The organism is Flavobacterium urocaniciphilum (genome assembly GCF_900110615.1).
Taxonomy (GTDB): domain Bacteria; phylum Bacteroidota; class Bacteroidia; order Flavobacteriales; family Flavobacteriaceae; genus Flavobacterium; species Flavobacterium urocaniciphilum.
Genome location: NZ_FOEI01000001.1, coordinates 679,158 through 694,365, shown reverse-complemented (window position 1 = coordinate 694,365; position 15,208 = coordinate 679,158). Strand labels below are relative to the sequence as shown.

Here is a 15,208-nt window from a genome sequence, read left to right as displayed (position 1 = left end):
CATACCAAAAAAATAAGCAAAATGAGTTACTATAAAATCAAAGATTTAGAAAATTACTTTAAAATGTATAAGAAATCTGTTCGAGAACCAAGAAAATTTTGGGATAAAGTGGCAGATGAAAACTTCACTTGGTACCAAAAATGGGATAAAGTTTTTGAAGTTGATATGCAAGAAGCTAATTTTAAATGGTTTTTAAATGCTAAAGTAAATATCACTAAAAATTGTATTGATAGACATTTAGCAAAAAAAGGTGACAAAACTGCAATTATTTTTGAACCAAATGATCCGAAAGAAGAAGCTTTACATATTTCTTATAATGAATTATACGAAAGAGTAGCTAAAATGGCTAATGTTCTTAGAGAACAAGGCATTAAAAAAGGTGATCGCGTTTGTATTTATTTACCAATGATTCCTGAATTAGCAGTTTCTATATTAGCATGTGCAAGAATTGGCGCCATTCATTCTGTTGTTTTTGCAGGTTTTTCTGCCTCTGCAGTTGCTGCTAGAATTAATGATTCTGAATGTAAAATGGTAATTACTTCTGATGGAGCATTTAGAGGAAATAAATCAATTGATTTAAAGGGAATAATTGATGAAGCATTAGAAAAATGTCCTTGTGTTGAAAAAGTATTAGTTACTAAAAGAACAAATACTGCAATTCACATGAAAGAAGGTAGAGATCTTTGGTTACAACCTCTTTTAGATGCAGCTATTGGGAATAATGTTGCTGAAATAATGGATGCAGAAGATCCTTTGTTTATTTTATATACTTCGGGTTCAACAGGAAAACCAAAAGGAATGTTGCATACTACAGCTGGATATATGGTTTATACAGCTTATACATTTAAAAATGTATTTAATTATGAAGATAATGATATTTTTTGGTGTACTGCTGATATTGGTTGGATAACCGGACATTCGTACATTTTATATGGTCCTTTATTAAATGGGGCTACTACTGTAATTTTTGAAGGAGTACCTTCCTATCCAGATTCTAGTCGTTTTTGGGAAGTTATTGAAAAGCATAAAGTTACACAGTTTTATACAGCTCCAACTGCAATTAGAGCTTTAGCTAAAGAAAGTTTAGATTTCGTACAACGTTTTCCTTTAAAATCTTTAAAAGTTATTGGATCTGTAGGTGAGCCAATTAATGAAGAAGCTTGGCATTGGTATAACGATCATGTTGGTGGCAAACGTTGTCCTTTAGTTGATACTTGGTGGCAAACTGAAACAGGCGGAATTATGATTTCTCCAATTCCTTTTGTAACTCCAACAAAACCTACTTATGCATCTTTACCATTACCTGGAATTCAACCAGTTTTAATGGATGAATTACGTAATGAAATTGAAGGTAATCAAGTAACAGGTAGTTTATGTATTAAGTTTCCATGGCCATCAATAGCGAGAACAATTTGGGGTGATCATCAGCGTTATAAAGAAACATATTTTACAGCTTTCCCTGGTAAATATTTTACAGGAGATGGCGCTTTACGTGACGAAGTTGGTTACTATAGAATTACAGGTAGAGTAGATGATGTTATTATTGTTTCTGGACATAATTTAGGAACAGCACCAATTGAAGATGCTATTAACGAACATCCTGCGGTAGCTGAAAGTGCAATTGTAGGTTTCCCTCATGATATTAAAGGAAATGCATTATATGGATATGTAATTTTAAAAGAAACTGGAGAAAGCAGAGATAAAGATAATTTAGCAATTGAAATTAATCAACTAATTTCAGATCAAGTAGGACCAATTGCTAAGTTAGACAAAATTCAGTTTGTATCTGGTTTACCAAAAACACGTTCAGGAAAAATTATGCGCCGTATTTTAAGAAAAATTGCAGAAGGCGATATGGATAATTTTGGAGATATTTCTACTTTATTAAATCCTGAAATTGTGGATAAAATTAAAAATGAAAAGGTTTAAATATTAATTCAAATATATATTTTAGAGGTGTAAAAATTACACCTCTTTTTTTATGAAATACTTTCTATCGATTTTAATCTTATTTCTTTCGTGTTCTAAAGAAAAATCTGCAGCACCTACTAATAATAAAACGATTATTGGAATACAACCGTATGGCGATTTCTCTAAAAATGACGCGCAAATAATTGCAAATGTTATTGATAGTTTTTATCGTTTTGAAACAAAAATATTGCCTTCAAAAGAATTGTCAAAAAAAGCATTTATCAATGTGAAATCGCCTCGTTATAGAGCAGATAGTATTATCAAATTTCAAAATAGGAATTTTCCAAAAGGAGTAGATTATATTTTAGGACTTACAAATGAAGATATTTCTGTAACAAAAACTGATAATGATGGTCAAATTGCAAAACCTAAATGGAAATATTGTGATTTTGGAATTATGGGTTTAGCCTATAAACCAGGAAAAAGCGCCATTGTTTCCAATTTTAGAATTCAATCTAAAAATCATAAAATAGAAATGACTAGATTAAGGAAAGTAGCTGTTCATGAGTTTGGTCATAATTTAGGGTTAGATCATTGCCCTGATAAAAACTGTGTAATGACAAGTGCTGCGGAGAAATTATCAACCATTGATCACGAAAAATTAGCACTATGTAAAAACTGCAAAAAAATTATTAACTATAAATATTAAAATTGTAAGGTATTTTACATATTCTTAAGTCTTAAATATTTATTTTTGTCTCAAATTAAAGCATCAATCAAAATAGTATCTATGAATTTTACACTTGTAAAACAAACGCTTTCAGAACTTCAACATTTATTAAATCAGATTTCTGAAGAAGATTTTTCAAAGCCAATACAATATTTAAGCAATGCTTCTATTGGTGAACATACTCGCCATATTATTGAATTGTTTCAATGTGTTTTAAATTCTTATGAAATAGGACTTTTAAATTACGATAACAGAGAAAGAAATCTATTCATACAAACCAATCCTTCTTTCGCTATTGAGAAAATAGATGAAATTTGTAATGGAATAGAAAAAGAAAACAAAGAACTTATTTTAGAAAGTAATTTTTTCAATGAAATTTCTCGTATGAATACAAATTATTTCAGAGAAGTGATTTATAATTTAGAACATTGTATTCATCATCAAGCCCTTATAAAAGTTGCGGTTTTTGAATTTGAATATTTAAATGTGAATGAAAATTTTGGTGTGGCACCATCTACAATTGTTTATAGAAATCAATGTGCACAGTAAGCTTTGTTTATGCCAATAATTCATTTTTATTAACTTCCAATAGAGATGAAAAAATAACGCGTCCTTCAGCAATAGAACCAAAAATTTATCAATCAACAACCAAAAAAATTATTTATCCAAAAGATGCAAAAGCAGGTGGAACTTGGTTTGTAGTAGATGAATTCGGAAATACTATTATTTTACTTAATGGTGGTAAAACCAAACATATTGCCAAAGATAAATATAGGATGAGTCGTGGTTTAATTGTACTTGAATTAATGGAATCTAATGCGATCGTTTCAACTTGGAAAACCATAGATTTAACAGATATCGAACCTTTTACTTTATTAGTTTTAGAAGATAAAAAGCCTTTTCAATTGCAATGGTCTGGCGAAGAAAAATCAACTCTTGAATTAAATGCAAACCAAACTTATATTTGGTCTTCATCAACATTATATTCTCCTGAAATTCAGCAACAACGTGCGGATTGGTTTTTTAAATTCATGTCTGAAAATGAAACTATTTCTGCCGAAAGTATGAAGTTTTTTCATAAACATACAGAGCCAGCAGATTCTAAAAACGGATTGATTATTAATCGTGATAACTTATATAAAACATTAAGCGTGACACAAGCAGTAATTTCGACTACTTCTATACAGGTTAATCATTCAGATTTAGTTCAGAATGAAGAATATTCTATCACTTTTTAAATCAAAAACCATTGAGATTATTCATACATAAAGTGTTTAATTGGGAATATTGGCCATTTGGTTTAGTATATTTTCCCATCTTTTTTCTTTGGACTTATTATGCCATAAAAGCAAAAACGATATTTTTCTTCAATGCTGCCAATCCTAAAATTAAAAATGGCGGATTTATTAATGAGAGCAAAATCGAAATTTATGATTTGATTCCACAACAATATTATCCTAAAACATTATTTGTAAAAGGAAAATCTAGTTTCGATTTAGTTATTAATAAACTAAATGAAAGCGGACAACAATTTCCTTTAATAGCTAAGCCTGATATGGGTTTACGAGGAAATGCGGTTAAAAAAGTAAATTCAATTGAGGAATTAAAAAGTTATCATGAAAAAGCTGATTTTGATTTTTTAATACAAGATGTTATTCCTTACGAGAATGAAGTAGGAATTTTTTATGTGAAATTACCGAACGAATCAAAAGGTAAAATTACCGGAATTGTAGCCAAAGAATTTTTAATTGTAGAAGGTGACGGAAAGAGCACCATCGAAGAATTGATTAAGAAAAACCCAAGGTTTGAATTACAGTTAAGTGCTTTAAAAAAAGAGTATAAAGAAAAATTACTTAAAGTATTACTTCAAGGTGAAAAATTAAATTTGGTTCCTTATGGAAATCACGCTCGTGGTGCTAAATTTATTGATGCCAGTCATTTAATTTCAGATAAATTAACGCAAGTAATTGAAGAAATTAGTTCAAATATATCTGAATTTTATTTTGGAAGATTCGACATCATGTACAATACTTTTGAAGAATTAGAAAATGGTCAGAATTTTTCAATTGTAGAACTAAATGGAAGTGGGAGTGAACCTACACACATTTACGATCCAAAACATTCAATCTTTTTTGCATGGAAAGAGTTAGCCCGACATATTGGTTATATGTACAAAATCGGACAACATAATCACAATAGAGGTTTCAAATTCTTAAATCATAAAGAAGGAATGAAAGAATATAGAGAACACAATGAATGTTTGGCTAAAATTGTAACCATTTAATTTTGAAAGCTTTAAAAAACATATTAGTTGGATTTGCGGTCAGCTTTATTGGTTCTATTCCTTTAGGTTATCTCAATTTAATTGGCTTTCAAATATATTCAACTTCTAATTTGAATCAATTAAATTTATATTTGATTGGAGTTTTACTTATTGAAGCAGTTGTAATTTATACCACTTTAAAACTTTCATCAAAAGTTGCGATGAATCCAAAATGGAAAAATATGATTTCTATTTTTTCTTTTATTTTTTTGATTGGTATCGCATTTCTGACCTATAACTCGACTTCTTCACAAGAAAATTCATTAGAAAAATACAATTCCTCTTTAAGTTATTCTGCTTTTATTTCTGGAATTATTTTAAGCAGTATTAATTTTGCTCAAATTCCATTTTGGATGAGTTGGAATTTATATTTAACGAATGAAAATTATATAGTTACAAGTAAGAAAATGAGTTTATTATATGTTTTAGGTACTATTTCAGGAACATACTTTGGAATGTTAGCCATAATATTCTCAATTGATTCTGCACAAAACAACAACTATATTTCACAAAACTTTTTTGCTAATAATATTTGGCTGATCTTTTTAGGATTAGCTGTTTTTCAATTGATACAGATTATCAAAAACAACTTTATTACGAAAAACAATTAATGAATTCCTAAGCGATCTTTCATTTTTAAGAACAATAAAGCGATATTATAAACATCATCCGCAACTGAATTTCTGTCACTTGACGTAATATTCAACTTTTTACTCATTTCTTCTAATGAATATTTTTTAGTGTTTGTTTCTGCCAATTTATTGAACATTGCTTCAATGTCAAAAGCTTCGTTTCTAATTTTACCTAATTTCATTCGGCTCAATGCTTCATTCAACATTTCTATGTCAAAATCTACACGGTGTCCTACAATTACAGAATTACCAATATAATTCAATAAAATTTCAATAGCTTTTGGTTCAAATTCTTTTACAATTTTAGTTACTATAATAAATTCATTATCTAAACCAGGTACTTCTTGTTTAGTATGTTGTACAAATATTTCAAAAGAATCTTTTATTATTATTCTATTACCAATAACTGAAGTTGCAGCAATAGACATAATAACATCTTTTTCAGTATCTAAACCAGATGTTTCTAAACTCAAAACAACATATTTCGTTGCCGGATTTTTAAATGAATCGGTGTATTTTTTCCAAAATTCTGGATATTCTTTATTAAAAATTCTTGAAAGCATGGTGTTTATGAAAATCTAGTTAAGTGATATTTATCTTTAATTAAATCAATAATGTCGTCTATTACATTTAATGATTTTTTCAATTCTTCTTTATCAATTTTTGATAGTTTACTGGTATCAATAAAAGCACCGTCGTTATCATTAATAATTCCTTCATTGGTTCTGAATCCTTGTAATTTCAAGAAATTTTCTGCGAAATCTAAATATAAATCGGCATTTTTACTATCAATAATAGCCATTTGTTTAAAACGTAAATACGTATTATTGATTCCTTTTAAATTATGACTTAAAGCAAAAATTCGAGCTGCATCAATATAAAACTGTAATCCTTTTTGTTTTAAATTAAATAAATCTTTGTGAGTACCATTTTCTTCAACTGCAAATTTCTTAAAGAAGGTAAGTGGTTGTGGTAATTTCAATAATTGATTTCCAACATAATCGAAGAAAATTTTATTATTGGCTAAATTTTGAAAAATTGCGATTTCTAAACCATCTTTAATTTTCGTTTCTCCGTAGATGTATTCAAAATCAAAGAAAATACCACTAAAATCAGACATGTTTTCACCTGGCGATTTAATACAATTCGTATAAATGGCAGTAAAATCAGATAAAGATTTACACCATTTAATATTACTTGCTAAATGTTCAAACGGACAAGGTTTGTAGCCTAAAGTTTGCATGTTGGAAATTACTAACTTAGCTAATTGTACAAAATAGAATTTAACATCTCTGTGTTTTTCAGCAGATACATCTTCATAGATAATCATGTTATCTTGATCGCTCAAAACTAACTGTTCTTTTCGAGCCTGACTTCCTAAAGAAAGCCAAACAAATCGAGCAGGAGGTGAGCCTAAACTATCAATACATAATTTAATACATTGTTGAATAATACTATGTAAAATTTCACCAGTTGTATTGTTAATATGAAATAAAGGAATATTCTTTGTGAATGAATTTTGTATAACGAATAAATACTTTGAATGTACATATTTTAATTCTTCAAAGTTTTTAGCATTTCTAATTTCATCAACTAAAACACCAGGGTTATTAGATTGTGATTTAATTATATCTCGTTCTGAAATAATACCCTTAATTCGTGTATTTTCAGTTCCATCTTCCGTAACACATAAGTATTGCGTTTCGTTTTTTAGAAGTAATAATTGTGCTTCAGCAACAGATATTGATTCTTCAACAATTGTTACATTATGTTGCATAATGGTTTCACAATCGGCATCTAAATTAATTGTTCCAAAAGCTATTTTCTTTTTAAATTCAGCATCAGTTATAATTCCATTCAATCTAGCATTATTGGTAATCAATGCATACGATTTATTAGAATCAACCATTTTTTTTGCAACGGTTGATATTGAAGTATGGACTGGAATTAAAAGTGGTGTTTTATCGTAATCTAATTCTTGAAAGTATGAAAAATCGGTTAATTCAGATTCGGAACTTGCTTCTGAAATTGCTTTTAAGGTCTGGTAATTCTCACCAGTTGATTTAGATTGATGTGTAAAGCTTTCCAAAAAGTAATCCATAACACCAGCATATTTTGCTAATAATGGTTTGAAAAGTACGATAGGGATCGCATATACAACTGCATCTTCATTGGCAATTGAATTTAAAGCGTAATTGTTTTTTGCGAAAAATGGTCGTAAACCAAATATCGATCCAACATAACATTTAGAAACCAACGTTTCCTGAGCATCTATAATCTTGGTTAAATGAATTACACCAGCATTAACTATGTAAAAATTCTGATGCAAAGCATCATTAATTTTAAATAATCGTTTTGATTTTTCTAAATAAATAATTTCTGTTTGCGCTGCAATATCATATAAATCATTGTACTGTACATTTTTGAACGGATCATATTGTTGTAAAAAGTCTACAATATTTTCAGCAAAAGTATTTTTCATAGTTGGAGTAGAATTACAATCCAAATTTAAGCAATAAAATGTATAGTATAAAAACTATTCTAAAAATATTCTATTTTACATAATATATATTATAGTTCAAAAATATAATATTAAAAATACGTTATTTATTGAGTATTTGTCGCAAACATTCTTTAGTTTTGTAAGACTTTAAAAAATTACACAATGTTAAACTGGTTTAAGAAAATTACTTTATTAGAAGGATTATCACTTTTAATTTTATTATTTGTTGCTATGCCTTTAAAATATTTTGCAGGATTACCAATTTTTGTAAAATATACTGGAATGGTTCACGGAATTTTATTCATACTATATGTTATCATGGCATTTTTACTTAAAGAAGAAAAAAAATGGAATGGTAAAAATTTTACATTAATATTAGCTGCTTCAATAATTCCTTTTGGAACTTTTTGGGTTGATAAAAAATACTTAAATTAAGATTCTAAAAAATCGCGTATTTCAAAATAAAAAATAAAATTTTCTAAATATGAAAGTTTTCGACTTAGTTGAGCCTTTATTAAAAAAACTTGATTTAGGACAAAATTTTGTCTTATATGGAAATTTGTTGGTTAACTTAATTGTATTAGCCATAATTGCATATGCTATAGATTATTTAGCTAAAAAAGTTTTAATTATCGGATTAGCTATTGTTGCAACATATACTAAATCGACTTTTGATGATTTTCTAGTTGCTAATAAAACGGCTAAATATATTGCGCATTTAGTTCCGCTTTATTATATCAGCAAAAAGATTCCAATTGTTCTGGATGACTTTGTTTATTGGGAAAATTTATTTGGAAAAAGTGTAAAAATCTTCATCATTGTACTTTCATTATTTATTGTACGAAGTATTTTTAATTCGCTTAAAGATTATCTAAAAACGCAACCAAAATATAACGATAAACCAATTGATAGCTACATTCAGGTTATCATGATTGTTTTATGGATTTATGCATTAGTTTCGATTATTTTACTTCTTTTTGATACTAAAAAAGGTGTTTTATTAACAACTTTCGGTTCTATTTCGGCCTTAATTATCTTAGTTTTTAGAGATACTATTTTAGGATTTGTAGCTAGTATTCAGGTAACTGTAAACGATATGGTTCGTATTGGCGATTGGATTACAGTAGATAAATTTGGTGCTGATGGTGAAGTGGAAGAAATTAATTTAGCGACAGTAAAAGTTAGAAATTTCGACAACACTACTTCTACTATTCCTACGTATAGCTTGATTTCAGACAGTTTTAGAAACTGGCGAGGCATGATTAATTCTGATGGTAGAAGAATTAAAAGACATATTTTAATTAAAGGTGCTACGGTTAGATTTATAAATAACGATGAATTAGAATCATTTAAAAGAATTCAAAATATTGCCAGTTATATAGATCGAAGAAAAGCAGATATCGACAAATATAATATTGCTAATAACATTGATAAATCGTTGAATGTTAATGGTAGAAACCTAACTAATTTAGGACTTTTCAGGAAATATATTCAACGATATATTGAATCACATCCTGGAATTAATAAGGATATGCAATTTATGGTACGTCATTTGCAACCAACAGAAAAAGGAATTCCATTAGAAATTTACTGTTTTAGTAAAGATAAAAAATGGGAAAACTACGAATATATTATGGCAGATATATTCGATCATGTAATCGCTTCGATTCCGTATTTCGATTTAGAATTATTTGAAGTTCAACACGTTAAAGCTGATAAATTGAACTTATTAGATATTGAATAATCAACACTTATTTAATAGTGTTGATTATTTCCAAATGATCAAAAGCTAAATTTGGTAATTCACTTAAATTAAACCACTTAACTTCTTTAGCATCATCTTTTGCTTTAATAATTTGATTGGAAATTAAATCGGTTTTGTAAGCAACGGAAATCATATGTCCTCGCGGATCTCGACCAGGTTTTCCAAAAGCGCCAATTTGAGTCATTTTCCCCGTTTCAATATTCGTTTCTTCGAAGAGCTCTCTCCTAGCCGCTTGTTCTAAGTCTTCATTCTCATCTACAAATCCGCCAGGCAAAGCCCAACAATCTTTAAATGGTTTATTTAGCCTTTTTATGAGTAAAATTTCATTAGTTAAATTGTTAATAACTAATACATCAACTGTTACAAAAATTTTTGAAACGTATTTAGACATGATTTTATTTTTTGTAAATTTAAAATAAAAAATGATAGATCGTAGCCAATTTCTTTTGCCTTTAAAGACTGTAAAGTTTGGGGATGAAAATGTTGAATCACTAAGTGAAGAATATTTTCAGAATAATACATTACGACCAATTCTTAAATTACAAAACGATTTACTGATTGAAGTATTTAAGAATTATGCTGTCAAACAAAAAAATACATTTTTTGATCTTACTCCAGATAAGAAAGAAAAATATATTGAAAACGCCATTCAAAAAGATTTAAAATTCAGAAACTCTTTGAAAGGAATGATTATTGGTTTATTTAGCGTGGAAGAATATAATGACTATATTCAAAATTCATCAAACTTAAATAAAAGAATGATGAATTTATTGATTGAACGTTTGAAAAGTCAAGTTATGATAATTAGTCAATAAGTCAATTTGACAATTAGTCAATAGTAATTAGACAATTTTAAAATTAATTTGGCACATTAATAAAGGCTCTCTCCGTTTAAATCGGTAGTTAATACTTCACTCATGTAATTGAAGAAAGGTCGCATTGCTGCAAAAGTTGCGATAACTTCATCTTTAAAATTTAGTGATAATACTTCTTTATTGGTGAATTTTCGACCCAAAAGAAATTGTTTTTTCTTGATTAAATCCATATCAGGGTGCGATTTATCAAAGTTTTTGGGTGCTGTTTTTAATTCTTCACCAGATAATTCTCCAAAGAATTTTTTAAAATTAGCATCAGTAATAATTGCTCTAAATTCAGAAGCGTCTTGTTCTAATTCTTTTCGAATACGTAATAAATCTTCATTATTAGGTTCCCAAAATCCACCACCAACAAAACTGGCATCATTTTCAATATGTAAATACATCCCGCCACGAAGCATCGGTTTTGTTCTATGAAAACTTACAGAAAAATGATTTTTATAAGGTGTTTTATCTTTTGAAAATCGAACATCACGATAAATTCTAAAAACTTGCATTTTCTCAATACTATCCATTTTTTCCAAATCGGTTAAGACTTCTGTAAAAAATGCTTTTGAATTTTTATTTTCAGCATCAAAACGTTTTTTATTTTCTGTAAACCATTCACGATTGTTGTTTTGTTTCAAATCGTTTAAATATTCGAAAGTAGATTTTGTTAGCATGTTTTAAGTATATTTGAAATATAAAAATAGTTTATTTTTTTAATTATATCAACCTCGCTCCTGTTCCATTTTCATTACTGTAAATCGTTTTTCCAAAATCGATGGAAACACCAGTCGCAATGTCTTTTTCTAATAACAACGCGCCATCCATATCGACATAATCTAAAAGTGGTAATAAATGTGCAATAGCTGAAATACCAACCGTCGATTCGGTCATACAGCCTACCATTGTTTTTAATCCTAATGCTTTAGCTTTATGAATCATGCGTAAACCAGGAGTTAATCCGCCACATTTCATCAGTTTGATATTCACTCCATGAAAATGATTAAAACATTTTGCTACATCTTCTTCTTCAATACAACTTTCATCTGCAATAATTGGCAAAACCGAATGCTTCATAACTTCTTTACAACCATCCCAATCATCCGCTTTTAAAGGTTGTTCGATAAATTCGACACCCAACTCTTTAAAAATCTTTGCGTTTTCAATGGTTTCATCCACTGTCCAACCACAATTGGCATCCACACGAAAAATAGAATTGGTTTCTTTTCGTAACGCTTTAATGATTTCAATATCATTAGATGTTCCTAATTTGATTTTATACAAAGGCCAAGGCATGGCTTTCATTTTTTCAATCATTTTCGGGATTTCAGCAATACCAATTGTGTAATTCGTTAAGGGTAAATTTTCAGGTTGCAACTTCCAATAATCATATAATTTAACTCCTATTTTTTTAGTATATAAATCGTGGTATGCTTCATCTAATGCACATAAAGCAAAATGATTATCTTCAAAAAGTGGGTGTAATTTTGACCAAAATTCTTCTGGTTTTAAATGGTCTAAGGTTTCAATAAATTGAACATTTCTATGAATGTCTTCAGCAATTTGAAAGGTATCTAAATGATAATAAGCATTTTCAGTAGCTTCTCCATATCCGGAAAAACCATCGCTAATAAGTTCAACTACTAATGATGGTTTGATATCGAACGATAATCGTGAAATTTTAAAATTGTCCTTTAATTTTAAATTATAATGATGAAGTTTTGCTTGCATATAAAATTAAGAAATCAGAAGTTAGAATTTAGAAATGTTAGAAACTTATTTTCCTAAACGATCTTCAACGAATTCAATTTGTGTTTTGCCATGTGGTTTTGGCTTGCCATCTTCATCTAAATTAACCATGGTAATATTATCAATTGTTATGATTTTTTCACGTGTCATCATGTTTCTAACTTCTGAACGTAGCACCAATGAAGAAGTTCCAAATTTTACAACATCAATTCCAATTTCTACAATATCACCTTGTTTGGCAGCACTCATAAAATTAATTTCACTCATAAATTTTGTTACCACTTTCGGATTTTCTAACTGAACAATTGAATACAATGCGGCTTCTTCATCTATCCATGCTAATAATTGTCCTCCAAATAAGGTTCCGTTGGCATTTAAATCTTCTGGTTTCACCCATTTTCTTGTATGAAATCTCATATTAATAGTTTTGAAAGTTAAATTTAGTGATTATATTTGAAAAAAAACTACTTATGAAAACGGAAAAAATACTATCCATTATTTTTATTATCTCTTTAATATTTAAATTTTTTGGTTGGCCAGGAGGTAGTGCTATATTAATTATATCATTAATGTCACTTACATTTTGTTATTTTCCTTTTGGATTTTATTTTTTGAATGAAAAGAACGTTTTCAAGCAAAAACTAGGAACATCAATTTTATTCGGTTGGCTTTTACCGGTTGCAATTATTGGTGTTCAATTTAAATTTATGTATTGGCCTGCTTATCATCCGATGTTAGTAATTGGAATATTAACTGCAGCAATATTTCTAGTTATTGCATATGGAATGTATAAAAAAGCAAATACTGAAGAAACAAAATATTATCATAAAAACTTACTAACTAGAACGCTTGTAATTTTTATTGTTAGCTTAATTACTTTATTAATTCCAGAAAAATCAATAATAAATATGTCTTTTCAAAATGAACCTGAATTAAAAGAACTTTATTTGAAAAAAGTTGATGATCCCAACAATATGGAATTACAAAAAGAAATTGAAGAATATCACAAACACCGTTTTCAAAAACAATAAATGATTTTTTTTAAATATAATAACAGAGGAATTCTAATTCCAGTTTTTGTAATTATTCCATTTATTGGTGTTTTAATGTTAAAAGTAGAATTAGCAAGAAAATTTGGAGGTTCATTCGATACAGAATATTGTTCTCAAATTTTTATTGGTTTCGGTCTTATAATATCATCTATTTGGACGTATTTAACTAGTTTTGATTATATAAATGTTAAAATCAAAAAAGAATATTTAGAATTAAATCATCATTTCTTTTTTATTTCAAATAGAATGTGGAGTTTTATTTTTTTTGGAATTGGAATGTTAGTAATTCTTGGAGGCATTTTAGAATTTTTATTTAATTAATTACTTATCTCTATTTTTCAAAACATTTACCACATCATTCAATTGAAATCCTTTCGCTTGAAGAAGAATAAGATAGTGAAACAATAAATCGGCGCTTTCTGATAAAAACAAATTATCGTTAGAATCTTTGGCTTCAATGACAACTTCTACCGCTTCTTCCCCAACTTTTTGAGCAATTTTATTGATTCCTTTTTCGAATAAAGAAGCTACATAACTTGTTTCTGAAGTTGCTTGTTCTTTACGTTGTTGAATTATTTGTTCTAATTGTGATAAGAATCCGAAATTTTGAGTATTATCTTTATTCCAACATGTATCCGTTCCTTTGTGGCATGTTGGTCCAGCTGGCTTGACTTGAATTAACAACGTATCGTTATCACAATCTAGTGCAAAAGAAACTAAGTTTAAAAAGCTACCACTCTCCTCACCTTTCGTCCATAATCGGTTTTTAGTTCTACTAAAGAAAGTCACTTTTTTAGTGGCTAAAGTTGTATCCAACGCATCTTGATTCATATATCCTAACATCAAAACATTTTTTGTTTCATTGTCTTGAATGATAGCTGGAATTAAACCGTCTGAGTTTTTTGAGAAATCTATATTCATAATTATATTCTTATTGCAATGTTTTGTTGTTTTAAATAGTGTTTGAGTTTAGGAATTTCAATTTCATTGTAATGAAATACACTGGCAGCTAAGGCAGCATCTGCTTTTCCTTTGATAAATGTATCTGCAAAATGTTCCATAGAACCAGCGCCTCCAGAAGCAATTATTGGAATGTTTACCAATTCTGATAATTTAGCTAAAGCCCCATTTGCAAAACCATTTTTGGTTCCATCATTATTCATAGAAGTAAACAAAATTTCGCCTGCGCCCCTTTTTTCAACTTCAAGTGCCCAATCGAAAAGGCTGAGTTCTGTTGCTACTTTTCCTCCCACTAAATGAACCATCCATTCACCATCAATTTGTTTGGCATCTATTGCCACTACGGTACATTGACTACCATATTTTTTCGCAATTTCATTTATTAAATCTGGATTTTTAACTGCAGAAGAGTTAATAGAAACTTTATCGGCTCCATTTCTTAATAATAAATCCACATCTGCAACAGACGAAATTCCACCACCAACAGTAAAAGGAATATTTATGGTTGCAGCTACTTTTCGGACTAATTCAAGTAAGGTTTTTCTTCTTTCTTCAGTTGCGGAAATATCCAAAAACACCAATTCATCTGCACCTGTTACGGCATATTTTTTTGCTAATTCTACAGGATCTCCGGCATCTTTTAGTTCTAAAAAATTGACACCTTTTACTGTTCTTCCGTCTTTTATATCTAAACAAGGTATTATTCTTTTCGTAAGCATTTTT

Annotated in this window: 19 protein-coding genes; 11 read left to right on the top strand and 8 right to left on the bottom strand. The window is 28.7% G+C overall.

Going from position 1 to position 15,208, the window contains the following annotated elements:
• Window positions 1–21 precede the first annotated feature (21 nt).
• From acs to BMY86_RS03265, 6 genes are all read left to right on the top strand, one after another.
• A complete protein-coding gene (gene acs, locus BMY86_RS03290; protein ID WP_091465126.1) occupies window positions 22–1,929 on the top strand; it encodes an acetate--CoA ligase in 1,908 nt (635 codons plus the stop codon).
• 52 nt (window positions 1,930–1,981) lie between these two features.
• On the top strand, window positions 1,982–2,620 hold the full coding sequence (locus BMY86_RS03285; RefSeq protein ID WP_091465123.1) for a matrixin family metalloprotease: 639 nt from the start codon (window positions 1,982–1,984) through the stop codon (window positions 2,618–2,620).
• Between the two features lie 81 nt (window positions 2,621–2,701).
• Window positions 2,702–3,190, top strand: coding sequence for a hypothetical protein (locus BMY86_RS03280; protein WP_091465121.1), 489 nt, complete (start codon window positions 2,702–2,704; stop codon window positions 3,188–3,190).
• Window positions 3,178–3,879 carry an NRDE family protein gene (locus tag BMY86_RS03275; RefSeq protein ID WP_091465119.1) on the top strand — a complete coding sequence of 234 codons (702 nt, stop codon included), beginning with the start codon at window positions 3,178–3,180 and terminating at the stop codon, window positions 3,877–3,879. The genes BMY86_RS03280 and BMY86_RS03275 overlap by 13 nt, the downstream gene beginning before the upstream one ends.
• 11 nt (window positions 3,880–3,890) lie before the next feature.
• Window positions 3,891–4,925 carry an ATP-grasp domain-containing protein gene (locus tag BMY86_RS03270; protein ID WP_091465117.1) on the top strand — a complete coding sequence of 345 codons (1,035 nt, stop codon included), beginning with the start codon at window positions 3,891–3,893 and terminating at the stop codon, window positions 4,923–4,925.
• A gap of 2 nt (window positions 4,926–4,927) precedes the next feature.
• A complete protein-coding gene (locus tag BMY86_RS03265; protein ID WP_091465115.1) occupies window positions 4,928–5,575 on the top strand; it encodes a hypothetical protein in 648 nt (215 codons plus the stop codon).
• On the opposite strand, the gene BMY86_RS03260 is transcribed toward BMY86_RS03265, so the two are convergent.
• Both BMY86_RS03260 and BMY86_RS03255 read right to left on the bottom strand, forming a co-directional pair.
• Complete coding sequence (locus BMY86_RS03260; RefSeq protein ID WP_091465112.1) at window positions 5,572–6,159, bottom strand: 3'-5' exonuclease; 588 nt, start codon at window positions 6,157–6,159, stop codon at window positions 5,572–5,574. The two genes, BMY86_RS03265 and BMY86_RS03260, sit on opposite strands and share 4 nt — an antisense overlap.
• Before the next feature lie 5 nt (window positions 6,160–6,164).
• Window positions 6,165–8,078 carry a DUF294 nucleotidyltransferase-like domain-containing protein gene (locus tag BMY86_RS03255; protein WP_091465110.1) on the bottom strand — a complete coding sequence of 638 codons (1,914 nt, stop codon included), beginning with the start codon at window positions 8,076–8,078 and terminating at the stop codon, window positions 6,165–6,167.
• 183 nt (window positions 8,079–8,261) lie between these two features.
• Between BMY86_RS03255 and BMY86_RS03250 the strand changes: the two genes are divergently transcribed.
• Complete coding sequence (locus BMY86_RS03250; RefSeq protein ID WP_091465108.1) at window positions 8,262–8,534, top strand: DUF3817 domain-containing protein; 273 nt, start codon at window positions 8,262–8,264, stop codon at window positions 8,532–8,534.
• A gap of 49 nt (window positions 8,535–8,583) precedes the next feature.
• A complete protein-coding gene (locus BMY86_RS03245; RefSeq protein WP_091465106.1) occupies window positions 8,584–9,843 on the top strand; it encodes a mechanosensitive ion channel family protein in 1,260 nt (419 codons plus the stop codon).
• A 7-nt stretch (window positions 9,844–9,850) separates the two neighbouring features.
• Here the strand turns inward: BMY86_RS03245 and BMY86_RS03240 are convergent, their stop codons facing one another.
• Complete coding sequence (locus tag BMY86_RS03240) at window positions 9,851–10,255, bottom strand: NUDIX domain-containing protein (protein ID WP_091465102.1); 405 nt, start codon at window positions 10,253–10,255, stop codon at window positions 9,851–9,853.
• 31 nt (window positions 10,256–10,286) lie between these two features.
• Here BMY86_RS03240 and BMY86_RS03235 point away from each other — a divergent pair, with 31 nt between their 5' ends.
• Window positions 10,287–10,679, top strand: coding sequence for a glyoxalase (locus BMY86_RS03235; RefSeq protein WP_091465100.1), 393 nt, complete (start codon window positions 10,287–10,289; stop codon window positions 10,677–10,679).
• Window positions 10,680–10,735: 56 nt separating this feature from the next.
• Here the strand turns inward: BMY86_RS03235 and BMY86_RS03230 are convergent, their stop codons facing one another.
• From BMY86_RS03230 to BMY86_RS03220, 3 genes are read right to left on the bottom strand one after another with little or no spacing between them, the layout of a single operon-like run.
• A complete protein-coding gene (locus tag BMY86_RS03230; protein WP_091465098.1) occupies window positions 10,736–11,401 on the bottom strand; it encodes a DUF2461 domain-containing protein in 666 nt (221 codons plus the stop codon).
• A 43-nt stretch (window positions 11,402–11,444) separates the two neighbouring features.
• Window positions 11,445–12,455 carry a dipeptide epimerase gene (locus BMY86_RS03225; RefSeq protein WP_091465096.1) on the bottom strand — a complete coding sequence of 337 codons (1,011 nt, stop codon included), beginning with the start codon at window positions 12,453–12,455 and terminating at the stop codon, window positions 11,445–11,447.
• Window positions 12,456–12,500: 45 nt separating this feature from the next.
• Window positions 12,501–12,890 (bottom strand): acyl-CoA thioesterase, encoded by a 390-nt coding sequence (locus BMY86_RS03220; RefSeq protein WP_091465093.1) that lies wholly within the window; start codon window positions 12,888–12,890, stop codon window positions 12,501–12,503.
• 53 nt (window positions 12,891–12,943) lie between these two features.
• Here BMY86_RS03220 and BMY86_RS03215 point away from each other — a divergent pair, with 53 nt between their 5' ends.
• Together BMY86_RS03215 and BMY86_RS03210 are read left to right on the top strand one after the other, a co-directional pair.
• Entirely contained in the window at window positions 12,944–13,504 is a 561-nt protein-coding gene (locus BMY86_RS03215) for a hypothetical protein (RefSeq protein ID WP_091465090.1), read from the top strand.
• Window positions 13,505–13,846, top strand: a complete 342-nt coding sequence (locus BMY86_RS03210) for a hypothetical protein (RefSeq protein ID WP_091465087.1) — start codon at window positions 13,505–13,507, stop codon at window positions 13,844–13,846.
• Here BMY86_RS03210 and hisIE read toward each other — a convergent pair whose 3' ends face one another.
• Together hisIE and hisF are read right to left on the bottom strand one after the other, a co-directional pair.
• Entirely contained in the window at window positions 13,847–14,446 is a 600-nt protein-coding gene (hisIE, locus tag BMY86_RS03205) for a bifunctional phosphoribosyl-AMP cyclohydrolase/phosphoribosyl-ATP diphosphatase HisIE (protein WP_091465084.1), read from the bottom strand.
• Window positions 14,447–14,448: 2 nt separating this feature from the next.
• Entirely contained in the window at window positions 14,449–15,204 is a 756-nt protein-coding gene (hisF, locus tag BMY86_RS03200) for an imidazole glycerol phosphate synthase subunit HisF (protein ID WP_091465081.1), read from the bottom strand.
• Window positions 15,205–15,208 lie beyond the last annotated feature (4 nt).

Coding starts and splice junctions, on each gene's coding strand:
- BMY86_RS03225 (WP_091465096.1), bottom strand. CDS start 12,455: ATGCAAGCAAAACTTCATCATTATAATTTAAAATTAAAGGACAATTTT.
- BMY86_RS03250 (WP_091465108.1), top strand. CDS start 8,262: ATGTTAAACTGGTTTAAGAAAATTACTTTATTAGAAGGATTATCACTT.
- BMY86_RS03260 (WP_091465112.1), bottom strand. CDS start 6,159: ATGCTTTCAAGAATTTTTAATAAAGAATATCCAGAATTTTGGAAAAAA.
- BMY86_RS03275 (WP_091465119.1), top strand. CDS start 3,178: ATGTGCACAGTAAGCTTTGTTTATGCCAATAATTCATTTTTATTAACT.
- BMY86_RS03215 (WP_091465090.1), top strand. CDS start 12,944: ATGAAAACGGAAAAAATACTATCCATTATTTTTATTATCTCTTTAATA.
- BMY86_RS03235 (WP_091465100.1), top strand. CDS start 10,287: ATGATAGATCGTAGCCAATTTCTTTTGCCTTTAAAGACTGTAAAGTTT.
- BMY86_RS03280 (WP_091465121.1), top strand. CDS start 2,702: ATGAATTTTACACTTGTAAAACAAACGCTTTCAGAACTTCAACATTTA.
- BMY86_RS03240 (WP_091465102.1), bottom strand. CDS start 10,255: ATGTCTAAATACGTTTCAAAAATTTTTGTAACAGTTGATGTATTAGTT.
- hisF (WP_091465081.1), bottom strand. CDS start 15,204: ATGCTTACGAAAAGAATAATACCTTGTTTAGATATAAAAGACGGAAGA.
- BMY86_RS03210 (WP_091465087.1), top strand. CDS start 13,505: ATGATTTTTTTTAAATATAATAACAGAGGAATTCTAATTCCAGTTTTT.
- BMY86_RS03230 (WP_091465098.1), bottom strand. CDS start 11,401: ATGCTAACAAAATCTACTTTCGAATATTTAAACGATTTGAAACAAAAC.
- BMY86_RS03245 (WP_091465106.1), top strand. CDS start 8,584: ATGAAAGTTTTCGACTTAGTTGAGCCTTTATTAAAAAAACTTGATTTA.
- BMY86_RS03220 (WP_091465093.1), bottom strand. CDS start 12,890: ATGAGATTTCATACAAGAAAATGGGTGAAACCAGAAGATTTAAATGCC.
- BMY86_RS03285 (WP_091465123.1), top strand. CDS start 1,982: ATGAAATACTTTCTATCGATTTTAATCTTATTTCTTTCGTGTTCTAAA.
- acs (WP_091465126.1), top strand. CDS start 22: ATGAGTTACTATAAAATCAAAGATTTAGAAAATTACTTTAAAATGTAT.
- hisIE (WP_091465084.1), bottom strand. CDS start 14,446: ATGAATATAGATTTCTCAAAAAACTCAGACGGTTTAATTCCAGCTATC.
- BMY86_RS03255 (WP_091465110.1), bottom strand. CDS start 8,078: ATGAAAAATACTTTTGCTGAAAATATTGTAGACTTTTTACAACAATAT.